The following is a 25,276-nucleotide window of genomic DNA, read 5'->3' as shown; positions in this document are numbered from 1 at the left end:
CATGGCAACCCTTGAGGCGTTTCCTACCGCGGAGCGCGATGCCTTTACCAGCGCTTGCCGTCGATACGGATTCATCGCGGCAGACTTCAGCGTCTGGGACATGACCGAGAAACAGGTTCGCCTGGTCAGCGTACTGAGACCAGAGACAGGCACTCTGATGCACTATGCAGCAGGGTCTCGTGATTCTTGGTCGACCAAATTCGAGCACGACCTGGCCATCCGGGTCTTCGGAGACGCCCCCGAGTAAAACCTCGACGCTGCCCCCTCTGCGAAGTGCTCGTTATCGTGCCCTACCACCCGGCTGCCCACCGCCTCCTACCGACCCTCAACAGCCCTTCAGATTCTCCAATAACGGTCGTTCATAAGGTAACGACCGGTGCCGGGTTTCGGACGTGTCACGTTTGGGAGAATCGTTGTGCCAATCGCCATCACCCTGCGCAAGAACTTTGCTGCTAGCTATTACCGTGACGCCTTTGTGCGCGCACTGAGCGCACAAAGTATCGACGCAGCATATATTGCTTCCGGCTTCTTCCTTGATTTCACAGGAAAGCTACAAAACTCTGCGCCCGATTTTGGTATTGGTGAGGAGATGCTCGGCAAGGAAGTTTTCCGCTTTGGTTCCTACAAGGAGGATGCCTCATCCCTGAGGGAGCTTAGGGATGCACTCGCCGTGCGCGGGCTTAAGGCTCACGCGCACCGCTTGGAGCAACCAGAGGCAAGTGGCCTTGAACTTCGTTGGCACGCAAAGATCGCTATCTTTCTGAGCGACATGCGCCCGGTTTTGGCCATCGTAGGCAGTAGTAACCTTACAGGCCCAAGTATGTATGGCGCGAGCGAGCATAGATTCATCGCTGCTCCCGGCTGCATTCAGGTCGAGGGTGACAGTTTCTATTGGCTTCGTAGCGACATAGACGCATCTCAAACAATGCACGATGTCTTCCACTATTGGGGAAGCGGGTCGTTGGCGCCCAAGATCGCCTTCAATCACGAGAGGTTTGATAGCGAAATCGAGATACTCATTGAGTCGCTATATCGCGACCTCCTTCGTTTTCCTTGGCGTAAGTTGTAATCCATCGCTTCCATCCGCCTTGTCGGAACTCAAAGGAGTGTTTGCATCGTCACGGCCAATAGTATCGATTGACCAAGGATCCTTTGGGGTTAACCGCCATGGTCCCCATCTCGGGCCACATTTTCAACGAAAGACTTGTAGCTGTCGAATGGCTCTTACTGGCTGCCGGTTGGCGACGCTGGCGGCAATCAGGCGGTCTCGGTCGCGGCGGCGGGCCAAGTGTGGTAGCCCCCGGTGCGGGCCTTTTTATCGATCTTGCGATGCCAGCCGTCATGTCGGAATGCCGTCATTGAAACTATCGAACCACTCCCGGATCGCGTCGGCCACAACGCTTGGATCGCAAGTGGCGGCATCCGGAACGCATGCCCGAATGAGACCTTCGACGTCAAATCTTCCTTCCACCCGTGCCCGCCAGCCATCGCGGTCGCTGGCTAGGATAGCGAGGTGCTGGTCTTGGATCGGTATGTAACGCATGGCGGAGACAGGAAATGGAGTTACCCCGTATTGACGGCCGCCTCTCCAATATCTTGACCCACTCACTGCTTTAGTCAGCAGAGGGTGAACCCATGTGCCGACCGTCGGGTCCTGGCTCAGCGTCGGCGGGAATTGCTCGCCAGTCCAGCTAATACCGGTTTCCTGTAAAGCGTCTCGTAAAGCACTTTTTGGTCCATAAAAGAAATTCGTGACCACTGTATATATATACAGTAAACTGAGTCGCATGGACTCATCCCACAGCCATGCCGACGCCCAATCCAGAATCCATCCATCCCGCCCTCTGGCGAGCCTCCCAGCTCGCGCGGGCGAACGGTCGCACCGTCGCCACCGGCTATCCGGTGCTGACGGCTGAGCTGCCGGGTGGCGGCTGGCCGACAGCATCGCTGATCGAGTTCTTGGTGCGCCAACCGGGTGTGGGGGAGTTGCGCCTGTTGCGCCCCGCGCTGGCGGAGGTCTGTAAGCGGCCTATCGCCCTGATTCAGCCGCCGCAAACGCCACAGGCACTCGCATTGGCCAACTGGGGCGTGCCGCCCGAACGTCTGCTGTGGATTCGCAGCCAGCGCACGGCGGATGCCCTTTGGGCCACCGAGCAATTGCTGCGCGCCGGCACCTGCGGTGCGATTCTCCTTTGGCAGACCCATATCCGCAATGACGCGCTCCGCCGCCTGCACCTGGCCGCGCAGAGTGGCGAGGCGCTGTTTTGCCTCATGCGTCCATTGGCCTGTGCGCGCGACGCTTCGCCAGCACCACTGCGCATTGGCGTTGCGCCCGCCGCCGGCGGCGTCGATCTCTCCTTCATCAAGCGGCGCGGCCCGCAGCAGGACCTGCCCGTGCGCGTCCTGCTGGAACCGTCGCCGATCCTGCTTCACCGTCATGTTGCGCCTCTGGATCTGCCTGCACCTCTCGTCCCTGCCACTCGAAGTGTTCCGGCCGAATTGGTCCACTGAGTTGGCTGTGGCGGTGTTGGACAAGGAACGCGTGCACCTCGCCTCGCGGCTGGCGGCGGAGGCTGGCGTTCGCCCGCAGATGCGCCGTGGCGGTGTGCTGACCATCGCACCGCAGACCCTGCTGTACGATCGGGCCCCGGAGAAGGAAGCCGACGCGCTGCAGCGCGTAGCCATGGTGCTCCTGCAGTTCGCGCCCAACGTGGTGCATGCCGAAGAAGCGTCCATGCTGGTCGACGTGTCGGCCAGCCTGCGCCTGTTCGGCGGCATCCGCCAGTTGCGCCGCCGCATGCGCGCGTCTGTCGCCGCGCTGGGCTTCAGCGCGGCCTGCGGCTGTGCTCCGACAGCCCAGGGCGCCTGGCTGTTGGCCCATGCCGGTGGCGCAAGCACCCTCAAGATCGCGGCATTGGAGCGCCGCCTCGGCGCCCTCGCCGTCGGCACCCTGCCCGCCGCACGGCCATTCCTGGAATGGCTGGATGGACTGGGGTGCCGTTGCCTTGCCGATATCCGCCGGCTGCCGCGGGCCGGACTGCAGCGCCGGTGCGGCCGCGAACTGAACGAGACGATGGATCGCGCCCTGGGCCTGGCGCCAGAGATCTTCGAATGGCTTCAGGCCCCGCCAACCTTCTCCGCGCAGGTCGACCTCCCCGATCGCATCGAGCATGCGGAGGCCACGCTGCTCTACAGCCGCGGGCTCATCGTGCAGATGCTGGGCTGGCTGGCCGCGCACCACTTGGCGGTCACCAAAGTCCTGGTGGAACTCAAACACGAGCGTGGCCGCGAGGCGCTGGCGCCAACCGTCATCGAAATCGCGCTGGCAGAGCCCAGCTGGAGCGAGGATCACCTGATACGCTTGCTGCGGGAGCGGCTGGCGCAGCTGCAGGTCGATGCCCCCATGATCGCGGTGCGCCTAACGGTCACCGACGTGCAGGCCAAGGCGCCGCCGAGCGAATCGCTGTTTCCTGAGCCCGGCGGCACGCCCGAGGACCACGCCCGGGTGATGGAGCTGCTCGCGGCGCGGCTGGGCGCCGACAACATCCTGCGTCCGGAGTTGCGTGCGGACTACCGACCGGAAGTGGCCAACACCTGGGTGCCGGCCGTCGGGAAACCCAGGCCAAGCGCGGAAGCGCCCGCCCTGCCCCGCCCGACGTGGCTGCTGGACAAGCCGATTGCCTTGCTGATCCGCGATCATCGCCCGTTCTATGGCTCGCCCCTGCGCATGGTCTCTCCCCCGGAGCGTATCGAGGCCGGTTGGTGGGGCGGCGAGCTGGTGACGCGGGATTATTACGTGGCCGAGGGGCGCGATCACGCCCATTACTGGGTCTATCAGGAACGCATGGGCAGCCGGGACGGCGATGAGGCCACGTGGTACCTGCACGGGCTGTTCGGGTGAGGCGGCGCCATGGAATCCCTACCCACCGGCGGCGGCTTGCCCGACTATGCCGAGCTTTACTGCCTCTCGAACTTTTCCTTCCTGGAAGGCGCGTCCCGCGCGGAAGAGCTGGTCGAGCGCGCCGTGCAACTGGGATACAGCGCGCTCGCCATCACCGACGAGTGTTCGTTGGCCGGCATCGTGCGGGCGCACGCCGAAGCCAAGAAGCACGGGCTCAAGCTGCTCGTTGGCGCATCGTTTCACTTGGTCAATGCAGACGGCAGCCGCTGTATCTCGTTCATTGCCCTAGCCCGCAATCGCGAAGGCTACGGCAACCTCTGCGAGCTGATCACGCTGGCCCGCACCCGCACGGCCAAGGGCGCCTACCTGCTCACCCGCCGGGATCTGGACGCACCGGAAGGCGCCTACGCGCACCTGCGAGGCCTGCCCGATTGCGCGATCATTTTCACGCCGGAGTACTGCACCCCGGCGGAGCGGCTGGACACCCAAGCCGCATGGATCACGGCCACCTTCCCAGGTCGCGCGTGGATGAGCCTGACCCTGCTGTACCGCGCCATGGATGACATCCATCGGGCGGGCGTCATGGAAGCGGCCGCGGCGAATCACCTGCGGGTGGTGGCCACCGGCCACGTGCAGATGCACGTACGGTCGCGCAAGCCGCTCCATGACGTGCTGAGCGCCATCCGCCTGGGCAAGGCCGTGCCCGATTGCGGGTACCAGCTGACTCCCAACGCAGAACAGCATTTGCGCTCGCGCCTACGGTTGGCCAATGTCTATCCGCACCGACTATTGACCGAATCGCTGCACATCGCCAATCTCTGCCAATTTTCGTTGGATGAGTTGCGCTATGAGTATCCCGATGAAGTGGTCCCGACGGGCGTCTCACCTGCGGAATACCTGCGAAGCGAAACCTACATCGGTGCGCACCACCGCTTCCCAAAGGGTATCCCTGCCGCCGTCCAGGCCCAGATCGAGCACGAACTGGCGCTCATTGGGGACATGCACTACGAGCATTATTTTCTGACCGTCTACGACATCGTCCGCTTTGCGCGCTCCAATCGCATCCTGTGCCAGGGGCGCGGCTCGGCGGCCAACTCCGCGGTCTGCTACTGCCTCGGCATCACCGAAGTGGATCCGGCGCGCGGCAACCTGCTGTTCGAACGTTTCATCAGCAAGGAGCGCGGCGAGCCGCCCGATATCGATGTCGATTTTGAGCACCAGCGGCGTGAGGAGGTCATCCAGTATCTGTATACCAAGTATGGGCGGACCCGCGCAGCGCTGGCAGCGGCGGTGGCAACCTACCGCCCGCGCAGTGCGCTGCGTGAATCCGGCAAGGCGCTTGGCGTGGACCCGGCCATCGTCGACTTGGTCGCCAAGGCACACCACTGGTTCGACAGCAAGGCCGATCTGCTCAAGCGCTTCGCCGAAAGCGGCGTCGATACGGAAAGCGAGCTGACCCAACGATGGGCGAACATGGCGACCCAGCTGCTCGGCTTTCCTCGGCACCTCTCCCAGCATTCGGGCGGCTTCGTGCTCGCCCGCGGCAAGCTATCCCGCCTGGTGCCTATCGAGAACGCTGCCATGCCCGATCGCAGTGTGATCCAGTGGGATAAAGACGATCTGGATGCCGTCGGCCTGCTCAAGGTCGACGTGCTGGCGCTGGGCATGCTCACGGCGATCCGCCGTGCGCTGGATCTCGTCTCCGAACAGCGCGGGGAGGCGTTCGAGCTGCAGGACATCCCGGCGGAGGATCCGGCCACCTACGACATGCTGTGCCGCGCGGACAGTGTCGGGGTGTTCCAGGTGGAATCCCGTGCGCAAATGTCGATGCTGCCCCGGCTACAGCCTCGCACCTTCTATGACCTGGTTGTCGAGGTGGCCATCGTGCGGCCGGGGCCAGTGCAAGGAGGCATGGTCCACCCGTACTTGCGGCGCCGCCAAGGCAAGGAACCGGTAACCTATCCGAGTCCGGAAATGGAACGGGCGCTGTCGCGCACGCTCGGCGTGCCGATCTTCCAGGAACAGGTGATGCAGGTGGCCATGCTCGCGGCCGGCTTCTCGGCTGGCGAGGCTGACCAGCTGCGTCGGGCCATGGCGGCCTGGAAGCGCAAGGGTGGGCTGGAACATTACTACGATCGCATCGTCTCCGGCATGTTGGAACGTGGATACGAACGCGAGTTCGCCGAAAGCATCTTCCGGCAAATCCAAGGCTTTGGTGAATACGGCTTCCCGGAAAGCCACGCAGCCAGCTTTGCGCTGCTGGTCTACGCCAGCGCCTGGCTGAAATGCCATGAGCCGGCCGTGTTCCTCTGCGCGATGCTCAACAGCCAGCCGATGGGGTTTTACTCGCCTTCGCAGCTCGTGCAGGATGGGAAACGCCACGGTGTCGAAGTGCGGCCAGTGGACGTCACGATCAGCGGCTGGCACGCGTCACTGGAAGCCGTCGACAAGAAGCCGCCAGCGGTTCGGCTCGGCCTATCGCTACTACGCGGGATGCGTGCGGAAGCAGCGCAGCGTATTGAGGAGGCACGCGCCGTGCGCCCGTTCTCTGGGACGACTGACCTCGCCCGCCGCGCGAACTTGGATAGGCACGATGTGCAGGTCCTGGCCGCCGGCGACACACTGCGAGCCCTCGCGGGCCACCGACGCAATGCGCTCTGGCAAGCCACGGCCGCGGTGCCCGACAAGGATTTGTTGCGGCCAGCCGACGTGCCGGAAGAGCTACCGTCGCTTGCGGCGCCGAGCGAAGGCGAGGCTATCGTCGCGGACTATCGATCGACAGGCCTGACACTCAACCGGCATCCGCTCGCGCTGCTGCGCCGACATCTCGCCGGTAGCCGGTTTGTGCCAGCGGAAACGCTATTTCGCTACCAGGACCGCCAGTTGGCCCGCGGCGCCGGCATCGTGACGGTACGACAGCGCCCTAGTACCGCGAACGGCGTGCTGTTCATGACCATCGAGGATGAGACGGGATCGGTCAACGTGATCGTTTGGCCGTCGGTCCTCGAGCGGTTCCGCAAAGAGGTGCTGGGCGCTCGGCTGATCGGTGTCCTGGGCCAGTGGCAGTGTGAGGGCGAAGTGAAGCACCTCGTTGCGCAGCGGTTGGTGGACCTCACACCTCTACTCGGCCATCTGCAAACGAGCAGCCGCGATTTCTGCTAGATGACGGATGCAGCAGGAACACCTTGCCGAAAATAGCTGTTATCGGCATGGTGGCGGGTGACAAAAAAGCCGCCCGCAGGCGGGCCCGCAGGCGGCCTCTCTTTCACTTCATGCCGTCGCGTGTCGGCGAAAACACGGCCCGGTGTCCGACCTTACCGCTTCGGCGTGTCGCAGCCGATTGGGCAAGCTCCACGGACTTCGCCACGCAGTACACGGCGACCGCACTGCCAATGAGGCCCATAGCAGCACGAACGTCGCCCCGCACCTTCAGGCAATACAAACTCAAGGGTACCGCTGCCACCGCCATGCAGACGGTTGCAAGGTTTAGCAGCTTCTGGCTGTTCTTCATATCGGCTCCAATGACAGCCCACCTTTGGGGAGCGTCTTCCTGTATTTCCCTACTGGGGCGTTTTCTCAGGCTAGCTTCGTGTGGATGGACGGGAAGTAGATAAACGGCTTCAACCCCTTCTCTCGCACTTCCTTCTTGATGCCGATAGTAGCGCCCATGCCATACAAATGCAGTTCCGTGGCGCCGGAGCCTAGAGCGTCTTCCAGAGCGCCCCGGCATGCCGCAATCTTCGTCGCGAAGACCGCGCGCCGAAAGCGCACCGGCTCCGCGATGGCTGATGCCTCATCTGCCTTGGGCACGAACCAGTAGCCCGGCGCGTCCTCGAATACGGTGTACTCAGCTTTCATTTCGTTTGACCAGTTATCGGCAAGGAGGTTTGTTGCGAAAAAGCCGGATCGCGGGCGGCCGGGGTTACTCTTCGCCAATTGCCAAAGGAGCTTTAGGGCTAGCGGTTTGGCTTCCGGTCCCGGTCCGAAAGCCAGACGGCCCCTTTGCGGCGTGCGTGCCACGGAGATACCCGAGTTGCAGCGCTTTTGCCTTCGCTCCACAGCGGGGACAGTCCCACTCGATCGGGCGAAGCGGATCATCCTCTTGGGCATGCGGTGCCAGTCGAAACACCTTGTTTGGTCCGGCATGTCCAAAGAACTTGCAAATGAGTCGAGCCAGCATCGGCTTATTCCAGTCTACGGCTTCCGGCCGGGTGCGGGGCGCGTGGTGCGCCTAGATGCCCTGCTGGGGGCGTTTTCGCTTGCTAGCCCGCGTGCCGGAAGATCCAACGCATAATGGCTGCGGCCGCTCGTTCCGCACAGAATACCGCGGCACCCGCTAGTACACCGCCCAGCACAAGGATTAGCCCCTGGACAACCGCTTCCTGGCAGGCCAAGCGCCAGAGCTCGTGCAGGAGCGGAAGACGCCCCAACATGCCAAAGCAAAGAACACCAGGGTCAGCATCGCTTGCAGGCGAGCCGGCGCCGGCGGCCAGTTCGCCTTGTTGTTTTGCACTCTCGCTTCTCCAACCTCCCCTCGGGGACGTATTCCTAACTCGTCCTTGCGCCAGCTTGTGCATGACGACGTCGGAATCAAGAGTTAGCCAAGATTCAACATGTCAATCATGGTCGTGAGATCAGTGAACCATGCATCAACCTCTCGATTGTCTATTGAGTCGACGATGAACACCTTACCATCATGCACGAGCAGCAGAATATGCCGGATCGAGTCGGGGGCACCGACAATACAGACGCCCTTGCTCACCAACTCCCAATCTTCCGTCTCTGCCTGAATAGCTTCAGCCATCCATAGCCTCGAGCCAAGACAGAAAATACCGCACATACAACCGCTGTCAAGTCTTCACGCCCTGTGCCTACGGCTTCCGCCGAGGGCCTCAGATAAGCGCTTGACGTCTCGCGCCTGCTGCGGAGCGAACGTAGCGGCTCAACGATGACCTATTGCCCTCGGGCTGCAAATCTGAGGGTGCGCTGTGGCGGCGGTGGCAAACTACGGCTAGCGATGCGGTGGCGCCTGCCGCAGATCAGGCAACTTCGGGGCAGTTTCGTAGTGATTTCGTCATCATGGGTTGTTTCTTCAGTAGCCCTTTGGGATACGATAGGTGTCAGGCAATTTACCAAAAGCACCAGTGAATTGCGACTCATCGGTGCGAACGCAGTAGCGAACCTTCCCATTTCCAACGTCACACTTCTCCCACTGCATCCGGGACACCAGTTTCTCCAGTCTTGCAGCCTCGGCGTCAAGTCGCTGGACTTCGGCTCGGCGCGACGAGATCTCATCTAATGGTGGGATCAGCATATAGGCGAATATACCCACCATTAAAACAATCGCAAATTGCGCACTCACAAAATAGAGCCAACGCCGCTTGCTCAACGTGTTTGCCGCACCTCGGTAGCGCTCTGCCACCTCCACTGCTATCGCGTCTGCCGCAACGAATTTCTCTCTCAGTAGCGAAGCTGCCTCCCTGGCCGTCCGCTCCACAGCGCTGTCGAGTCCCGTGTTCACACTGCGCTGAAGTTCGCCCAATCGGGCTTCCATGAGGTTCCGCGCTTCGGCCAATGCCGCAGTAGCCCTACCAACGCTTGCCTCGTTGGCTCTGGACGCTTCCAATACACTTTTTGCCGCGTCAAAGAGTAACTCGAAGTTCCGTTCGTGTCCCTGACTTCTCGTGTCTACCATAGTCACATTCCAGGCTCATAAGAGGGAGCTTCCCTCTCCAATTTCCGCTGCAAAACAGGCTCGTGCGATAGAGCCAGAACCCCGATCTTCTGGTGGTGCTCGATCCAGCGATCGTGCATCATATTCAGCTCTCTGATGTCCTGCAAGGCAGCGAACCCCAGGCCACCCGATGAGCTACCAACAAGCACCAGTGCGCCGGACCCCGTTGCCTTTGTCCCGCTAGCTACGCTCACAAGATCCAAATAGTCCCGCTGCGCTCGCGCATCCTCGGGAGAGGAACCGCTAAGAATGCAATCGGTAATCTTCGCGATGAATTTTGGAAGAGCCTCCGCCGTCTTCAATCGCTCCCCTGGCCCAAAAGCATTTAGATACGCCTCGACGTAAGCCAACACTGCATGGGACGTTGAGGGAGCCGTCTCTATATACCAGTGCATCTGCCGCGACACTTCCACCATATCCGAGCGAGCCTGCAGAGCCTGGGTGAGAATCGCATGACGGTCCCGTTCTTTGGGCGATCGATTCCCCTCAGCCTTGAATTCGATGAGCCGAACCACACCCGGGAAGTTCAAGAGCACGTCCCCAAGTCGCTTGTCTTCCGGAGTCTGCTGCAGCAAATTCACGGCGCTCGGCAAAGGGTGCCCCCGCAGACGTCCGCCGATCGAGTATCCCAATCCGTACAAGACATTGCCAATAACAACATTTTCGTATAGTTTCAACATCTATCCTTGCACCTCTCGTAGTTTCTCCGATTTGGGGATGACGCACCGCGGACGGCATACCGGCTGGTCCATCGGAGCATCTATCGGCGGGTGCCAAGAGAAACTTGAGACATTGGCGTTCGCCCTACCCGCATTCCGCCCAATCGCCAGCATTTGGGTGTGTTTTGCGATTAGCAAATCGATGACGCACGTACTTTCAAGAATAATGTACGATCCACTCTATTTTGAGGAAAGAATAATGGCAACATACAAGCAGCTATTGGCAGAGCGGGAAAAGATCGAGGCACAAATTGCCGAAGTCCGCGCATCGGAGATCGCTAGCGCGATTGGGCAGATCCGTGCTCTGATGAGCGAGTACGAACTCACGGTGGAGGACTTGGCACCCAAGCGTGGCCGCGGCAGGCCTGCGGCTGGTGTAAAGGCAGTGGCGGCGCCCCGCTCCGAGATACCGCCGAAGTATCAGGACCCGAAGACTGGCGCAACGTGGTCTGGCCGTGGCCGCGCGCCGGCCTGGCTCGGCAAGAATCGAGATAGGTTCCTGATCCCCGCGGCCTAAGAAACTGTTGCGAAATTACCCGTTGGGTCTGTTAACTTTTTCGAGCCGGTGTTAACTTCCTGTCTTGTTTTGCCTGACAGGAAGCGATGCCCAGAGAACTGATAGACGACGAGCTGTGGTCACTCATCGAACCGTTGCTGCCGGCGCGTGCGCCGCGCAGCCGCCGATATGCAGGGCGCAAGCCGACGCCGGACCGAGCGGTGCTGACCGGCATCGTGTTCGTTCTGCGTTCTGGCATCGCCTGGAACCTACTGCCGCAAGAGATGGGCTGTGGCTCGGGCACCGCATGCTGGCGGCGGCTGGTTGCATGGCAGGAGGCTGGCGTCTGGCAACGCATCCACGAGACACTACTGGCCGAACTGCGCCGTCGCGGCCAACTCGACATGGCGCGCGCCATTGTCGACAGTTCCTCGGTTCGCGCCATGCTGGCGGGAAAAAAACCGGCCCGAACCCAACGGACCGACGCAAGCTCGGCAGCAAGCACCACCTCATCGTCGACGCGCAAGGCATCCCGCTCGCGGTCATCCTGAGCGGCGCGAACTGCAACGACATCACGCAACTTGACGCTCTGGTCGAGGCGATTCCCCCGATTCGCGGAAAGCGCGGACGCCCTCTGCGTAAGCCGGAAATCGTCCAAGGCGACCGGGGCTACAGTTCCGAGCCACACCGAGAACGCTTGCGCAAGCGCGGCATCACGCCCGTGCTTGCCAAAATCGGCTCGCCTCACGGCAGTGGACTTGGCAAAACGCGCTGGGTCGTGGAGCGCTCGATTGCTTGGCTTCACTCGTTCAGACGCCTGAAGTTTCGATACGAACGATATGCCCATGTCCACGAAGCCTTTCTGTCACTTGCCTGTTCATTGATTTGCTGGAGCAGGCTAAAGCCCTGCATGAACTAATTTCGCAACAGCTTCTAAAGGGAAATCTCCTGCTCCACGCAGGGGCGAATCAGGGAGTGCTTCGATGGAATCCCGTCGAGGCCCGACCGATGTACGTCTAACGAAACGGTAAAACGGATGCCCGGCCCGATCATTCTCGTCGACATGGAGAACATCCAGCAGATCGCACCGGCTGCTGTGCCTGGGGGAGCCCGCCTGATTATCTTCGCCGGCGCCAGCCAAAAGTCCATTTCTCTGGATCTCGTGATCGCCGGGCAGGCACTTGAGCCGCCGGCACAATGGATTCGAGCCAGCGGCAGCGGTCGCAATGCACTGGATTTCCACATTGCCTTCGAACTGGGACGGCTCGCAGAGCGTGGCGAACGCGGCCCTGTCTTCGTCCTGTCCAAGGATAAGGGATACGACCCGCTCATTGCACATATTGTTGGCGGCGGCATGCGTTGCAGGCGCATTGAGTCGATGTCGGAAATCCCATCGCCTGCGAAGACGAACCACAGTGGTTCCGCGCAAGTCACCGACGGTATTGATATTGGCGCTGCCTTCGCCGCGACCATCAAGGTCCGCGAGATCTTGGGTCGGTCGCCAAAGACAGCACGGCCGGGCAAGCGCGCGACCTTGGTCAAGCATCTCAAGGCGATGGAGCACCTGAAGCTGAAGGACAAGGACATCTCCGGTGTCATTGATGAGATGCTAGCCACGAAACTGATCGTGGAGGCCAAAGGCAAGCTCTCGTACAATTTCTGATCAGAGAGGACCCGACTGCGGATTGCCAAAGTGCCCGACAGCAGAAGACTTAAGTTGCCGCGAAAACGGGATCGAGCTCCAAGGCTTCAACTTATCGCTGTCAGGCTTGCCGCTGAAAGCGGCGTCGCAACCCGGTGAACGGGGCTTTCAACTTTCTGGCTGTGGCCGCGCCCCGGCTTGGCTTGGTAGAGTCGCGATCGGTTGCTGATCCCCGTGGCCCGAACACATTCCTCTGCTCTACTCAGCGGCAGAACAGGGGACTTCGGTGGTACTTCATCGGCTCTAAGGATACCTCGCCTAGCTCGCTAGACAGGTGCCAAAGCGCCTTAGTTGGTCCCCTGCGCCTTCCAGCCGTCGGCAGTCCGATTGAGACTCACGAAGTCCTGCTTCTTTCCTGCGCCATCCATAGCAATCTTGATTCCGACGAACGCGGCCTGAAGTTTGGCGTCATTTGCCCAGGCCGCAGGTTGTGCAAGCTTGTAGGTATAGGTCGCGACTACGACTTTGAAGTCGGTGTCGCGATGAGGCCCCTCCCATCCATTTATCTTATCGAGGACACGCTTGCTCCAACACAGATCGGTGAGAGTTCTTGTCTGCGGACCACCATCTGGATTGAAGGATGCGATCTCCCACGAGCGGATATAAGGCTTCGCTGCGTCCGACAGCTTATATCGCCTGACCTGGTATCTCCGCACGGCGCCGCCCCACCCCTCGCGCACCACTTCTGTGTCTGCTGCCGATACGAGGCCCAGGGACTCCAAGGCTCGCATCTTGCCAGCGGGACCTGCACCTGGTGTCCTGTTTGCTAGGTCAATTTCGCCCGGTGTCACATCTACGGGCCATGACGTGACGCCAAGACAGAGGTTGCCGGTTTGATCAAGGTACTTGGAAACGGCAGCCCCGAGGATGTCCTCGCTGACCTCGTTCTTACTGCCGCACCCGACAAGTGCCGTTGCACCAACTAGGGCGCAGAGAAAAATTTGGCTTCGCATCGATCTCTATTCACGGTTGATTGACTTTCCACTACTCGCGCCCGGCAGCCCGGCCGCAAGCGATGTGATCAATTCTACCTACCAACCAACCCTGTCAAATCCCCAATATCCTATGCTGCCTTACGATGCTCATAAAATGGCCGTTGGCGGTCATCCAGAATGGCGTATTGCGATGAAATATCCGCAGGATCGGGATTGAGCCATGCAGATAGATTCTGCTCCTTCACTGGAACGATACAGCGATCATGCCCGGCGGCCGCAACCTCCGCTGGTGGTTCGTCAGTGATTGCAGCGAAGGACAGCAGATCCTGCTCCCCCTGCTCGCCCTTCGTGAACGACCAGAGACAAGCCACAAGCATCGGCTGCTTAGTCTCCGGCCGGAACTCAAGGACCACGTTCTCCTCGTGCTCCCCGGGGGCCAATCCTCTATGTTCCATCGTGTGCAGGGCAACGTTCTCGCAGAACGCGTCCACCACCAGGATGCCGTGGCGGTGACCAAAGAGCTTGCGCCAGGCCTTCTCGAGATTGTCGCGGCGAGCATTGTAGGTTCCCGGCATCTTGCGCTCCATCGCAGGCGTCCAGCCAGCCAGGCAGGCGGCATTGGTAGCGCATTGGCACAACAATTCGCTTGCCATCCTTCTCCACGATGACAGGAGCGTAGCTGCCCGGGAAAATTCGCGCGTCCCTTGGCAACAACTCGGTTCGGCGCAGGTCCGCTAGATTTCGTTGAGCCCGCTCGATCTTGTCGGTTGCCACCCGTCTGTCGTTCTCCGCCTTCTTCGTTGGCTTCCCCGCCAGACTCCGCTCGGCGCCGGCAAGTCGGGTCTTCTGCTGGAAAAGCTCGGCCTCGTAGGTATTTGCCTGGAGTGCCTCAACCGCCTCAACCATCTGCGCCAACTCGCCTTCCACTTCGCCGTCAAATCCAGCCAGGCTGGATCGCATCGCCTTTGGAATCTTTTGCCAGCCGCTGCCACCGCGCATGCCCCCCAACAGCTCAGCGAAACGCTGATAACTTATGACGGCGCCATACTCGCGCTCCAGCCGTCGCAGATCCGCTTGAACTTGCGCTGAGTAACACACGGGGGCCTCCTTGTAGCTCTTTGCACAGGCCTCAATTGTGGCACCAACCCGATCTGTCTCGGTAAGCGCATCGTCAGCTTTCGGCATGGAACTGGGCCGCGTGCGCCGCGCCACATCGCATTGGCCCGTGTCTCCCGAGCGCCAGTCCCCCTGTTTCGAAAAAAAAGCTGCGTGTCACCAGTTGGACCGGCTTGGGCCCATCTAAGGTACCTAGTACCCACGCAGTACCGCCGCCGCGGGCAGGAATTCAAATTGCGCCTCACATAGGCCGTGCGCGCAAATGGGCTTCTTGAGCGTGAACGGCCGTTGGAACTTCGAACGACGGCATTTCGGACAGGTGAAATGGCGCTGGAAGGTCTTGAATTCCTCCCAGCGCGCACGTTCATCGCCAATCGATCCGTCGCCGTAGGGTCCGTCCTGAAAGTGACTGCCGAAATTCTCAATGACGCCTTGCTGCAGACTCGTCAGGAAGCGATTCTTAACACCTGCCACAGCAGGAGGTTCCAGCTTGGCGTCCCTGAGGAAGGATGCAAGCGCCACAGCCAGTTCACTGCGCTCATAGGCGTACGCCCTTTCCAGCGGCCGAATCCGCACATTGACGCCGAAAGCGCGGCACATGCCGAGCAACCATTCCTCCTCAGCTTGTCGCATTTCATTGGCCGCGGATTGTCCGGCCGCCCAGCGCGCCTCGATCATCTCGTCACTGACCTGATGGTCGGAGAAGCGGGGTCCGAATTCCGGGTCCAGACCGATGATCCGAGTAAATTGCCAATCGCTGGCCTCCAGCTGGTCTTTTAGGTAGAGGAAGAAGCGTTCATCGTGGGTGGTGACGATCATTTGCCACCCGCCGAACCTAGTTGCAATCAAGCTGGCGATTGCACGACGATGGTCAGCGTCGTAGGACGTCACAATGTCATCCAGCGCAAGGATGGGAGCGCGGCGATTGAACTGCCAAATGGCCGCCATGCGCAGCGCTAGGCCCACCGAGTGAATCTGGGAATCGCTCAAGTACCCGCCAGGTTGCACACCAGTGCGGTTCATTGCGAAGTCGATCAATAGGTTGAGCCGCTGTTGGTTAGTATCATCTTCCGCTGGCAACTCCAGCCGAATTGATGGAGCGCCCGGGCCCTGGATCTGCCGATAGATTTCGTTCATGGGCGCCCGCAAGGTGTCTAGCATCGCCTGCACCTTTCCGCGGATCTCAGCCGTGACAATCGCAGCCTGCGCAGCGAGCCCGTCGAAGAGTTTCTCCAGCTCGGCCTGCGTCCGCTGCTCCCGCGCCCAATCAGCTTGCAATTCGATCAGGCGATCGATCTTGCCTTTCGACTTGACATACGTATGGTCCCCTTGCTTTGCCTCTATCTCAGCAATCTGCTTGTCCAGGTTTGCGAGCAACTCGCCTAGCGCCGTGGTGAGCGCACCTGAGTCCGGCACGCCAACAAGTGTCCAAGCCTCAACGCCTTCCCGGTAGGTCTCGAGGTCAGCCTTCAGCACTGCCTGCGCCTCCCCGAGGAGACCGGCCACCCCAGGTAGAACACTGGTGAGCCGTATCTGGATGCGGTTCATCGCGACGGCGGCGCGATCGAGCGCCTCCTTCGCCCCCACATAGTCTGCCAACTCCGTCTGGTGCTTTGCCAAGTGGGCGCGCACCCCTCCCGCGCTTCCAGCTATCGTCTCCCCGAGTGGCGTCGCGCAGATCGGACAGGTCTCCGGACTCTCCACGCCATCCGCAAACAGCGGCTCCGCTGCCTTCCAAACAGCCTGAAACAGGGCAGTCGCCGCCTTGCCGCGCTCGCTTGCTTCGGCCTTCTCGGCTTTCTCGAGCGCTGCCGCTGCAGCCTCGAAGTCGGGAATCGCCCCCGTCAAGATGCGTTCGCCGTTCGATTCACGCACGGTGCACGTCCAGAGGTTCGCGACCGATTGCCGCATTTGACGCAGGGCGGGGAGCCCCACTTGTCGCTCTTCGGCGTCGACCCGGCTGACTAGCTTGGCATAGGCATCATCGGAGGCATCCAGCGACTTCAGCGCCAGCCCCTTATCGAGCGGGGCGAGCACGACCTCGTTGGCGTGGGCAAGAACGTTGTGATCATTCCAGGCCACGAGCACGTTGCCGGTTTCTCGCTTAACCAGCCCGTCAATGTGCCGAAGCGCCCCCTTATCCTCGACAGTTGCTTTCAGTTGTGCTCGCAACGCGCGCAGGTTCTTCTGGACCTCAACCAGCGGGCCGAGCTGCAGCCAACCGGCAACGTCTGCGTACCGCTGTTCTGGGGTGTGGTCTTCGACAAATGTCCGCAAGGTATAGCCGCGGATGATCGGGCTGACCACGAAACACCCGCGCACCGTTGCCGCGATTGGAGGAATTGGCCGACGCCCCCCCACAGCCGGCCTAGAACCACATTCAACGACCTTCCCCTTCGCAAGGCAGATGGCGACGCTTGCCGCGATCCGCGCCTCGTCGGCGAGGTTGTGCACGAGCGCACCAACACCGGCTTGATTATTTATCGTTCGGATGCCGAGCCGATCGAGCGTGCCGTCCTTCGAGAAGATGAATTCCAGCGCGTCGATGAGGCTGGACTTGCCATTGCCGTTCGGCGCAAAAATTGCCAGGCAGCGCTTCTTGCCAAAATCAAAGGTCTTGGGCTGCAGGTAAGCCCGGAACCCGTCCAATTGCAAGGTCTGGATGAAGTAGGGTTCGTCAGCCATCGATAGTCCCGCAGTCTGCTTGACTCGCTCGTTCACCCGCCAACTTCACGATGGCAGCCATTGCCTTTGCCACTGCTTCATTGGCTGGAGCGACCGTCAGCAGATGTTCCTTCAGGATTTTGGCAAGATTTGCATCCACGCCATCCCGAGCGGACAGATCGTCGCCAAGCTTAGTGAGAAAGGCTTCCGTGCTTTGGGCCTGCACCTGATCATCCAATTTGGTCCCCTCCGCAGATTGTTCATAACGATACAACGAACGGAATGGTGGGAGAACCCTCCACGACACGTTCTTCTCTACACATACAAGTCCCCGCCGGTCCCGGCTTGGTCTATACATAGAGGGACCAGAATGGCGCGCGCCCAGCCTTGGCGAAGTGTAACGTCTGACAGAAAGCGGGACGCAGACTAAGAGCCGCTAACAAAACCGTGTCATCGTCACATGACTGTTGAGCGTTGCCATGTGTCGTGGCGCGAAAGAAGATCAACAACGAATTGTGGAAGGCATTGCAGCCGCTGCTGCCGACGGTGGAACCCTCGCCCAAAGGTGGTCGCCCCAGAGTGGACGACCGAACCGCGTTGAACGGCATCTTGTTTGTACTGCAGACCGGGATTGCGTGGAAAGACTTGCCGCAGGAACTGGGCTTTGGCAGCGGCATGCCTTGTTGGAGTCGCCTTCGTGATTGGCGGGCCGGCGGCATCTGGGAGCGCCTGCATTTGGCCCTGCTGACGCGTTTGCGTGAGCATGACCAGATCGATTGGAGTCGGCCAAGTATCGATGGTGCGGCGGTGGCCAGCCCCCGGGGGGCCAGCAGACCGGCCCGAACCCCACGGATCGCGGCAAGCTCGGCAGCAAACGCCATCTCATCGTAGACCGGCGCGGCCTTCCCTTGGCGCTGGTCGTGACCGGTGCCAATCGGCACGACTCGGTGGTCTTCGAAGACTTGGTCGATGCCATACCAGCGGTACCTGGTCTGCTCGGCCGCCCGCGAAGCCGCCCCGACAAACTCCACGCCGACAAGGGGTATGACTTCGCACGGTGTTGTCGGCATCTGCGTAAGCGGGGCATCAACTCACGAATTGCGCGTCGTGGCATCGAGAAGAACGACCGACTCGGCAAGCATCGTTGGGTCGTCGAGCGGACGCATGCGTGGCTTGCAGCATTCGGCAAATTGCGCATTCGCTTCGAGCGTCGCATCGATACGCACTTGGCGTTACTCACCTTTGCTTGCGCCGTCATCTGCTCCCGATTTGTCGAGGAGCTTTGCTAGCTCGCCCGAGATTCCGACCAAATCAAGTCCGATGGATGATGTTCTCGAATGACATCGATTGCGTGTGTCATTGCGCCAGCGCTCTGTAGATAAATCTCATGGGTAAAGATCGACCCAGACATTCCACTTGCGCGTAGCTCATCTACTTCCTGCTGCGATAGGACGCCACGGTGGCATCCCCCATCGAGGAAGCGCAGCGCCCGCTCGCGATAGCGCGCATTGGCTTCGCGCAGCGCGACGTACTCGTCGTTGCGACCCTCTGAACGATGAACTGGCAACCCTTGCAGTGCTTGGGATTCGGGTAGTTTGATCACATAAATCCGAACCGTTGCGTCCCCCAAAATCTGAACTATGGGGTCCCCTTGATTCTGGTGCAGTTTACCGGGATAGCGCTCCCTAGCAGCTATGCGGGTTTCCGGGCGATGGTCGGGTAAATAACCTTGTAAATCAATAAGTTGCTGTCTACTATTCCCCCGCTGAAAAATTGCCTCATGGCGCACTTCCTTGACTTGTGCGTTGCGTTGCCGTCGCATTGCCGCTAACCTCTGCCGTCCGTCTCACGCTTGGAGAGCGCGATGGATCACTGGCAACTGGCGTATCTCGGCATGCAGCAGATTCCGCGCGAACTCAGCGAGTTCGAGCTTGCCACGTTCTTCACCTTCTCCGCCAAGGAGCGGGCCCTGATCGACGCGCGGCGCAGCCACCTGCACCGCCTGGCCTGCGCCGTTCACATCGGCTTTGTCCGCATGACGGGCCGCACCCTCGATGCCTACAAGCAGGTGCCTAAATTCCTCTGGGCCTTTGTCGGCGCGCAACTGGGCATCACCCCGCCGGATATGGGCACGCTGGGGGCGCTGTATGACGGGCGCACCGATACCCTGGTGGACCACCAGTTGCTGGCCTACCAAGCGCTCGGCTTCGGCCCGATGGCCGAGCATCAGCGTCGTTACGTGACGCGCTGGCTCAAGGAGCGGCTGGCAGGCCAACCGAGCCGCAGTGACTTGCTGCATGACTTGAAACGCTGGCTGTACGAGCATCGCATCCTGATCCCGCATGACCGGGCGCTGAAGCGGCTGATCAACCAGGCCGTGGACGCCTGCGAGGCCGCGCTGGCTGAAGCGCTGATGCAAGCCTATGGCGAAGCTTCCCTCGACGCGTGGGGGACGTTGCTCCCGCGGCCCGAAGGCGACCGCGCGAGCCTCCAGCAATGGCTGTGGGCGGTTCCGCTGCGCAACTCCACGCATCAGATGGGCGAGCTGTTTGACAAGATCGACCGGCTGTACCAGCTGGGCGTCCACCAAGGCTGGCCGGCGGTCTGCAATGAAGCAGTGGTTCGCCACTATGCGCGGCGTTGTGCGAATCGTCCAGCGTCAGTCAGCAAGCGGGTTGCGCAACAGTCCCGCCGCCTGGAAGCCGCATGCTTCTTGCGCTATGCCTTGTGTGCGGCCACGGATCACCTGTCATCCATGCTGCGCCACTGGATTCGCAAGTCCGTCAACGATGCGGGACGCCTGATCGACGCCGGCCGGCCGGACCCTGGCGTTAAGCTCCGGGAATTCGCTGCCGCCGTCAAGGCGCTGGTTGCCGATGAGACGCAGACACGAGAAGCCCTTTGCCAGCAATTGGGCGCCCTGGCCGACGCGGCGACCTCCCAGAATCTGCCAAGCCGAGCCAGCCTGATCCGCGCACAACTCCTGTCCCGACACCGGCAAGCCAAGGCCATGCTGGGCAGGCTGGTTTGCCTGCCATTCGCCGCCCAGTCGGCCCACCCGGTGATCGAGGCCATGGAGGTGCTTCGCAAGCTCTATGCGCGGAGGGCCGACTGGCTCCCTGATCGGGTGACGGCTCGATTGGGACGCGCCTGGCAGCCAGCATTAGAGGGCCAGGATCGCAAACGGGCGCTGGCCGCCTTCGAATGGGGGACGCTGTTTGCCCTACGGGTGGCGCTGCGTAATGGCTCGGTTTTCCTGGACCACAGCTTCGCATTCCGTAGCCAGGCGGCACTGCTGATTTCCAACGAGGATTGGCAGGCCCGGCGTAACCATTTCTACGGTCATCTCAAGCTGCCGCAGGACGCCAAGGCTTTTCTGGAGCCCGTGGTGGCACATTTGGATGCGGGGCTCGCCAAGTTGCGAGACGCGGCCTCGCGCGGCGAACTGAAGATTGATAGCGCGATCCATATCGATCCGCTCACGGCAACGAGGCCGGAAGCCTCCGTGGAGGCGTTGCGGCGCGCGCTGTTCGAGCGGCACCCCGGTGGGCAATTGCCGGAAATCCTGCTGGAGATTGATAGCAGCACCCACTTCAGTTGGCTCCTGCTGGGCCGGGAACCGCATTCGCGCAGCGAGCTGCTGATGGTCTACGCCGCGGTACTGGCGCACGGCACCTCAATGTCGGCGGCAGACCTCGCACGCATGGTGCCGGAGTTGTCGCCCAGCGCGATCCGACAAATGATGCATCGCATCGCGGACGAGCGCAAACTCCGCCAGGCCGCCGATGCTGTCCTGGTCTTCATGCACCAGCATCCGATTGCCCAACACTGGGGGCGCGCCGATCTGGCATCATCGGACATGATGTCACTGGAGACCACGCGCACGGTCTGGCGGGCACGGGCCGATCCGCGCCGGCGCACGAAATCGATAGGCATGTACACGCATGTCCGCGACCGCTGGGGCATCTTCTACGACCAACCGATCCTGCTCAATGAGCGGCAGGCCGGCGCGGCCATCGAGGGCGTCATCCGCCAGAGCGGATCGGAAGACGTGGCGCAACTGGCTGTCGATACCCACGGCTTTACCGATTTCGCCATGAGCCACTCCCGGCTGCTTGGCTTTGATCTTTGTCCACGGCTTGCGCATCTGCGCGACCGCCGTCTCCATGTGCCCAGGGACCACGACATATTGGCCGAATTGGCTTCGGTGACGGACGCGGATGTCCGGCTGGATCTGATCGAGCACGCCTGGGACGAACTGGTCCGCGTTGCGGCATCGGTGCAGAGCGGGCAATGCACCGCCGTCCAGGCGCTCACGCGCTTTGGCGCGGCGGCGAAGGGCCAGCCTGTCTATGAAGCGGGCGTGCATCTCGGCCGGCTGTTTCGCACCATCTTCCTGATTGACTATTTCACCATTCCTGCGTTCCGCCACGAGATGCAGCATGCCTTGAACCGAGGCGAGGCGGTCCACACGGTGCAGCGGGCCATCCACTACGGAAAGATTCCGCTCGAACTGACCCGGCATGATGCGTCGCTGGCGGCGGTGTCATCGGCGCTGACCTTGTTGTCGAATGCCGTAATGGCTTGGAACACGCTGCACATGCAGCGCGCGCTCGATGCCATCGAGGCGATCGGCGGCGAAGCCATGCGCGCCGAAGACCTGCGCCAAATTGCCCCGACTCATCTGGAAGGCATCAACCTGCGCGGCACCTTCGACTTTCCGATTGCACGCTATGCCCATCGCCTCCTGCCGAACGTCGCAACGGCGCTGGATCAATCAGCCCTGCATCAGCAGGCCGGTTAGAGGCAGCCAAGCCTGGAACCGGGACCAGGCTTCTTGGCCCATCACGCTTCACCGGCCATCGAGCTTCGCCGAGACGGCACGTGCCAGCGGTTCAATCACCGCGCGACGACGCTCAATCATGCTGGCCGGCCCTTCGCTGTAGACCTCGCAGTCAAGCCGGGCGCCACCGCCGGGAGCTGGCGTCAGGAGGATGCGGCCCAGCTTGCCGATTGCCGCATGCGACAGATGGTAGACGAAGGTGCCTCCTGGCATGAGCTCGCGCTCAACCGCTACATCCTTCGGCCAGACAAATGACGAAGTGGCCATCGATTGGCTCCAGTTGGGGTTCGAGGCGGAATCGTGGAGGCGCTGCCGGAAGGACTGAGCAACGCGGCGCTCCCTATTGTAGAACGCCTACCGCTGGGAGCCTCGCTTGGTTGCAGCGCTACACCGGCCCTCTGATGTTCGTCAACTGGGACAGAGCCCAGATTTGACTAGAATCGGGAAATTTCCAGGGCAATTTTCGCATTGCTCCGATATCCCGGCGGACTCGATATCCAATGGGGGAGAAGGGTCGCCAGCCGCCGGGCAAACACCAGCCTATGTCCCTTCCCGGCCACAAGCGGCCGTTGAACTCGGCCCTCTCGCTGCCATTCGAATGTCGCCTTCGCTTCGGCAACAGACCTGCACACGGCAGTCTACGTCGGCGTTCTTAGACCATCGCAGTTTGACGGCGTAATACGCTTGCCCAACGCGCGGTGCGGTCTCTATCACACTGAGCCTGACCCCAGACGCTCGAGGCCGGCGGCAGACCGTCCTCTAGTCGGAAAAACTATTGACAGGCTACTTTGGTCAACCTAAAGTTTGGGTAACCAAAACAGTTAGGCCCAGCCGAGGCTACACCCGTGCCTCCCGTGCGAAGGCAAAAGGGCTTCTCACAGTCAAATCCAGGAGACGAGCAATGACCTATCCCCCCATAAATTTCAGGCGTCTATACAGCAACGCCTGGCTGAGCAAGGCGGCATTAAACAAGTTCAAGGCGATGCGCTGGCTACTCGCATGCGTGGCGCTCGTCCTTGCGGGGCCCGTATTGGCGCAAGATTTTCCCCAGTCTGGCCGCGCGATCCGAATCGTCGTGCCCAGCGGCGCCGGCAGCGCATTGGACTTGCTGGCACGGGCTTATGCAAAGGCCATCGCCGAGACAAAAGGGTTGAGCCCCTATGTGGAGAACAAGCCGGGCGCGGACGGCACCATCGGCATACAGTCCTTCCTCTCTTCACCGACTGACGGATATACCGTGCTGCTGGGAAGCAGTTCGTGGACCGTATTAAATCCGCTCATGTTGCGCAAGGTCCAATACGATCCGCAGAAGGACCTGCTCCCGCTCGTGACGATCAGCAAGACCGGGATCGTGATGAGCATCGACGCCGCGGCACCGTACAAGACGCTCCACGACTTCATCAAGGCGGCCAAGGCCAATCCGGGCAAGTACACCTGCGCGAGTGCCTCGCCGTCGCTGCGCATGGCATGTGAATACCTGCAGGCCAGCGCGGGCATCAAGCTGCTTGTCGTCCCCTACAAGACGACCGCCGCGGCAATGTTGGCCGTCTCTTCTGGCGAAGCCGATGTGGTCTTCGCGGACGCAAGCTCATCCATCAGCTACTGGCAAACGGGACGTCTGAGGGGCGTCGCGTTCGCCACGCCGAAACGCAGTACCGCGTTTCCGAAGATTCCGACGACCGGCGAAGAGGGTGTGCCCGATTTCCTCATGGGTGCGTGGTACGGGTTCTATTACAAGGCTGGAACGTCGCCTGCCATTGCCGCCTCCATGCGCGACATCCTGCAGAAAGCGGCTGACACCGCTGCAGTAAAGGATGCGTTGAAGAGCTTTTCCCATGAACCGATGAACCTCACGCCCGAGCAGATGACCGAGCTGACGCGCAAGGAATCGGCGCAATGGGCCGACCTCATCCGGACTCACGGCATCAAGCTTGTGGACTGACGCCGGTCCGACCTAATCCACCATGACAGGCGCGCGCCGGTCGGGGGCCGGCGCGCGTGGCACACGCAAGGCGTGCCCATGCGAGAACAAGACACAGACGATTCGAGAAGCAAAAAAAGGAAGGAGAGGAGATAAATGAAGAAGCTTTACGCCGCCACTTTGCTGGCACTCGCTGCGCCTCTTGCCAGTGCGCAGAGCTCGATCACCCTATACGGGGTGGCGGACATCGGATTCGAGTTCCTGAATCACGTCAATGCCAACAACAACACGCTCACTCGCATGAATGCGGGCAACGTGTCCGGCTCACGTTGGGGTCTGCGTGGCACGGAAGATCTGGGCGGCGGCCTGAAGGGGCTGTTCGTGCTGGAAAGCGGCTTCGATCTGGACACCGGCGTAATGAGCCAGGGCGGACGCCTGTTCGGCCGGCAAGCTTTCGTCGGAGTGGAGCACTGGTGGGGCCGGTTCACGCTGGGCCGTCAGCAGAACGCGCTGTACGACTTGCTGCTCAACTACGAACCCATGGTGCTGGCGGCGCGCTATTCGGCGCTCGGCCTCGATCCGACGCTGGTCGGACGCTACGACAACACGGCTAAGTACACCGGCAAGTACGGGCCCCTGACCGCCACTGCCTTCTACAGCTTTGCGCGCGGCACCTCGGTGACCACGGCCGGCGTGACGTCGATTGCCGGCGAGACACCGGGCGACGTCAAGAGCGACCGGGCCTTTGGCGGCGGCGTCGAGTATGCAAGCGGCCCGTTCGGCGCAACGCTCATCTACGACCAGCAGCAGGGCACGCGCGGCATCACCGGTCAGAACTCGGACCAGACCGACCGTCGCATCGCCGCGGCGGCCAACTTCGCTTTCGGCAACTCGACGATCCTGGCGGGATATCGCTGGTTCAACGGGGACATTGGCGGCGCCCGCCGCAACGATCTGTACTGGTTGGGGTATCGGTATGCCGCCACGCCGGCCCTCACGCTGACTGGGGCGGGGTACTACTTCAACAACAAGCGCAACGGCCAGGATCCGTGGGAACTGGTGGCGTCGGCCAACTACGTGCTGTCCAAGCGCACCGACGCTTCTTTCACTGTGGGTTACGTCCACAACAAGGACAATTCGAACCTCGGCCTGAACGGCTTCGGCAGCACCATCAGGACGGGTGCCAGCCAGACCGGCGTCTCGATGAGCATCCGCCACAAATTCTAGGCGGGCCGCGGAAGGGAA

At 61.3% G+C, this 25,276-nt stretch carries 22 protein-coding genes and 1 pseudogene; 12 read left to right on the top strand and 11 right to left on the bottom strand.

What is annotated here, in order from left to right; all coding sequences use genetic code 11:
- Position 1 precedes the first annotated feature (1 nt).
- The 5 genes from A9975_RS29925 to A9975_RS29905 all read left to right on the top strand — a co-directional run bounded on the left by A9975_RS29925 (position 2) and on the right by A9975_RS29905 (position 7,063).
- Entirely contained in the window at positions 2-247 is a 246-nt protein-coding gene (locus tag A9975_RS29925) for a hypothetical protein (RefSeq protein ID WP_150984759.1), read from the top strand.
- 168 nt (positions 248-415) lie between these two features.
- A complete protein-coding gene (locus A9975_RS29920) occupies positions 416-1,069 on the top strand; it encodes a hypothetical protein (RefSeq protein ID WP_183035909.1) in 654 nt (217 codons plus the stop codon).
- Positions 1,070-1,806: 737 nt separating this feature from the next.
- A complete protein-coding gene (gene imuA, locus A9975_RS29915) occupies positions 1,807-2,511 on the top strand; it encodes a translesion DNA synthesis-associated protein ImuA (RefSeq protein WP_183035908.1) in 705 nt (234 codons plus the stop codon).
- A complete protein-coding gene (locus A9975_RS29910; RefSeq protein WP_183035907.1) occupies positions 2,438-3,901 on the top strand; it encodes a DNA polymerase Y family protein in 1,464 nt (487 codons plus the stop codon). Before imuA ends, A9975_RS29910 begins: the two co-directional genes overlap by 74 nt.
- A gap of 9 nt (positions 3,902-3,910) precedes the next feature.
- The gene (locus A9975_RS29905; protein ID WP_183035906.1) at positions 3,911-7,063 is read left to right on the top strand and encodes an error-prone DNA polymerase; all 3,153 of its coding nucleotides are present in this window, start codon (positions 3,911-3,913) and stop codon (positions 7,061-7,063) included.
- A gap of 103 nt (positions 7,064-7,166) precedes the next feature.
- Here the strand turns inward: A9975_RS29905 and A9975_RS29900 are convergent, their stop codons facing one another.
- The 5 genes from A9975_RS29900 to A9975_RS29880 form a co-directional block, all read right to left on the bottom strand.
- Positions 7,167-7,412, bottom strand: coding sequence for a hypothetical protein (locus A9975_RS29900; protein ID WP_183035905.1), 246 nt, complete (start codon positions 7,410-7,412; stop codon positions 7,167-7,169).
- Positions 7,413-7,477: 65 nt separating this feature from the next.
- Positions 7,478-7,759, bottom strand: coding sequence for a hypothetical protein (locus A9975_RS29895; protein ID WP_183035904.1), 282 nt, complete (start codon positions 7,757-7,759; stop codon positions 7,478-7,480).
- 739 nt (positions 7,760-8,498) lie between these two features.
- A complete protein-coding gene (locus A9975_RS29890; RefSeq protein WP_183035903.1) occupies positions 8,499-8,705 on the bottom strand; it encodes a hypothetical protein in 207 nt (68 codons plus the stop codon).
- 288 nt (positions 8,706-8,993) lie between these two features.
- On the bottom strand, positions 8,994-9,455 hold the full coding sequence (locus A9975_RS29885) for a hypothetical protein (RefSeq protein WP_183035902.1): 462 nt from the start codon (positions 9,453-9,455) through the stop codon (positions 8,994-8,996).
- A gap of 143 nt (positions 9,456-9,598) precedes the next feature.
- Positions 9,599-10,315 carry a hypothetical protein gene (locus tag A9975_RS29880; RefSeq protein ID WP_220810939.1) on the bottom strand — a complete coding sequence of 239 codons (717 nt, stop codon included), beginning with the start codon at positions 10,313-10,315 and terminating at the stop codon, positions 9,599-9,601.
- 238 nt (positions 10,316-10,553) lie between these two features.
- On the opposite strand from A9975_RS29880, the gene A9975_RS29875 reads away from it, so the two are divergent.
- The 3 genes from A9975_RS29875 to A9975_RS29865 all read left to right on the top strand — a co-directional run bounded on the left by A9975_RS29875 (position 10,554) and on the right by A9975_RS29865 (position 12,513).
- Positions 10,554-10,871 (top strand): H-NS family nucleoid-associated regulatory protein, encoded by a 318-nt coding sequence (locus A9975_RS29875; RefSeq protein WP_183035901.1) that lies wholly within the window; start codon positions 10,554-10,556, stop codon positions 10,869-10,871.
- A gap of 86 nt (positions 10,872-10,957) precedes the next feature.
- Positions 10,958-11,769, top strand: a protein-coding gene (locus A9975_RS29870; RefSeq protein ID WP_183035900.1) for an IS5 family transposase whose coding sequence is annotated in 2 segments (ribosomal slippage) — positions 10,958-11,297 and positions 11,297-11,769 — 813 coding nt in all. Because the reading frame shifts where the segments join, the coding sequence is not laid out codon by codon here.
- 117 nt (positions 11,770-11,886) lie between these two features.
- The gene (locus A9975_RS29865; RefSeq protein WP_183035899.1) at positions 11,887-12,513 is read left to right on the top strand and encodes a PIN domain-containing protein; all 627 of its coding nucleotides are present in this window, start codon (positions 11,887-11,889) and stop codon (positions 12,511-12,513) included.
- Between the two features lie 326 nt (positions 12,514-12,839).
- On the opposite strand, the gene A9975_RS29860 is transcribed toward A9975_RS29865, so the two are convergent.
- From A9975_RS29860 to A9975_RS29845, 4 genes and pseudogenes are all read right to left on the bottom strand, one after another.
- On the bottom strand, positions 12,840-13,505 hold the full coding sequence (locus A9975_RS29860) for a hypothetical protein (RefSeq protein ID WP_183035898.1): 666 nt from the start codon (positions 13,503-13,505) through the stop codon (positions 12,840-12,842).
- A gap of 110 nt (positions 13,506-13,615) precedes the next feature.
- Positions 13,616-14,585: pseudogene (locus tag A9975_RS29855) on the bottom strand (SOS response-associated peptidase family protein).
- A 210-nt stretch (positions 14,586-14,795) separates the two neighbouring features.
- Positions 14,796-17,288 carry an AAA family ATPase gene (locus A9975_RS29850; RefSeq protein WP_183035897.1) on the bottom strand — a complete coding sequence of 831 codons (2,493 nt, stop codon included), beginning with the start codon at positions 17,286-17,288 and terminating at the stop codon, positions 14,796-14,798.
- Positions 17,281-17,505, bottom strand: coding sequence for a hypothetical protein (locus A9975_RS29845; RefSeq protein ID WP_183035896.1), 225 nt, complete (start codon positions 17,503-17,505; stop codon positions 17,281-17,283). Before A9975_RS29845 ends, A9975_RS29850 begins: the two co-directional genes overlap by 8 nt.
- Before the next feature lie 248 nt (positions 17,506-17,753).
- Here A9975_RS29845 and A9975_RS29840 point away from each other — a divergent pair.
- Positions 17,754-18,556, top strand: a protein-coding gene (locus A9975_RS29840) for an IS5 family transposase (RefSeq protein ID WP_183035895.1) whose coding sequence is annotated in 2 segments (ribosomal slippage) — positions 17,754-18,081 and positions 18,081-18,556 — 804 coding nt in all. Because the reading frame shifts where the segments join, the coding sequence is not laid out codon by codon here.
- Here A9975_RS29840 and A9975_RS29835 read toward each other — a convergent pair.
- Positions 18,553-19,089, bottom strand: a complete 537-nt coding sequence (locus A9975_RS29835; protein ID WP_183035894.1) for a hypothetical protein — start codon at positions 19,087-19,089, stop codon at positions 18,553-18,555. The genes A9975_RS29840 and A9975_RS29835 overlap by 4 nt on opposite strands.
- Before the next feature lie 42 nt (positions 19,090-19,131).
- On the opposite strand from A9975_RS29835, the gene A9975_RS29830 reads away from it, so the two are divergent.
- Positions 19,132-22,071 carry a Tn3 family transposase gene (locus A9975_RS29830; RefSeq protein ID WP_183035893.1) on the top strand — a complete coding sequence of 980 codons (2,940 nt, stop codon included), beginning with the start codon at positions 19,132-19,134 and terminating at the stop codon, positions 22,069-22,071.
- A 48-nt stretch (positions 22,072-22,119) separates the two neighbouring features.
- On the opposite strand, the gene A9975_RS29825 is transcribed toward A9975_RS29830, so the two are convergent.
- The gene (locus A9975_RS29825; protein ID WP_183035892.1) at positions 22,120-22,377 is read right to left on the bottom strand and encodes a hypothetical protein; all 258 of its coding nucleotides are present in this window, start codon (positions 22,375-22,377) and stop codon (positions 22,120-22,122) included.
- Between the two features lie 634 nt (positions 22,378-23,011).
- Here A9975_RS29825 and A9975_RS29820 point away from each other — a divergent pair.
- A complete protein-coding gene (locus A9975_RS29820; protein ID WP_183035891.1) occupies positions 23,012-24,052 on the top strand; it encodes a tripartite tricarboxylate transporter substrate binding protein in 1,041 nt (346 codons plus the stop codon).
- 135 nt (positions 24,053-24,187) lie between these two features.
- Positions 24,188-25,258, top strand: coding sequence for a porin (locus tag A9975_RS29815; protein WP_183035890.1), 1,071 nt, complete (start codon positions 24,188-24,190; stop codon positions 25,256-25,258).
- Positions 25,259-25,276: the final 18 nt, after the last annotated feature.

This window comes from Cupriavidus sp. UME77 (assembly GCF_014170355.1).
Taxonomy (GTDB): domain Bacteria; phylum Pseudomonadota; class Gammaproteobacteria; order Burkholderiales; family Burkholderiaceae; genus Cupriavidus; species Cupriavidus basilensis.
Note: the sequence above shows the minus strand (reverse complement) of the source record. Positions and strands in the feature narration are given on the sequence as shown.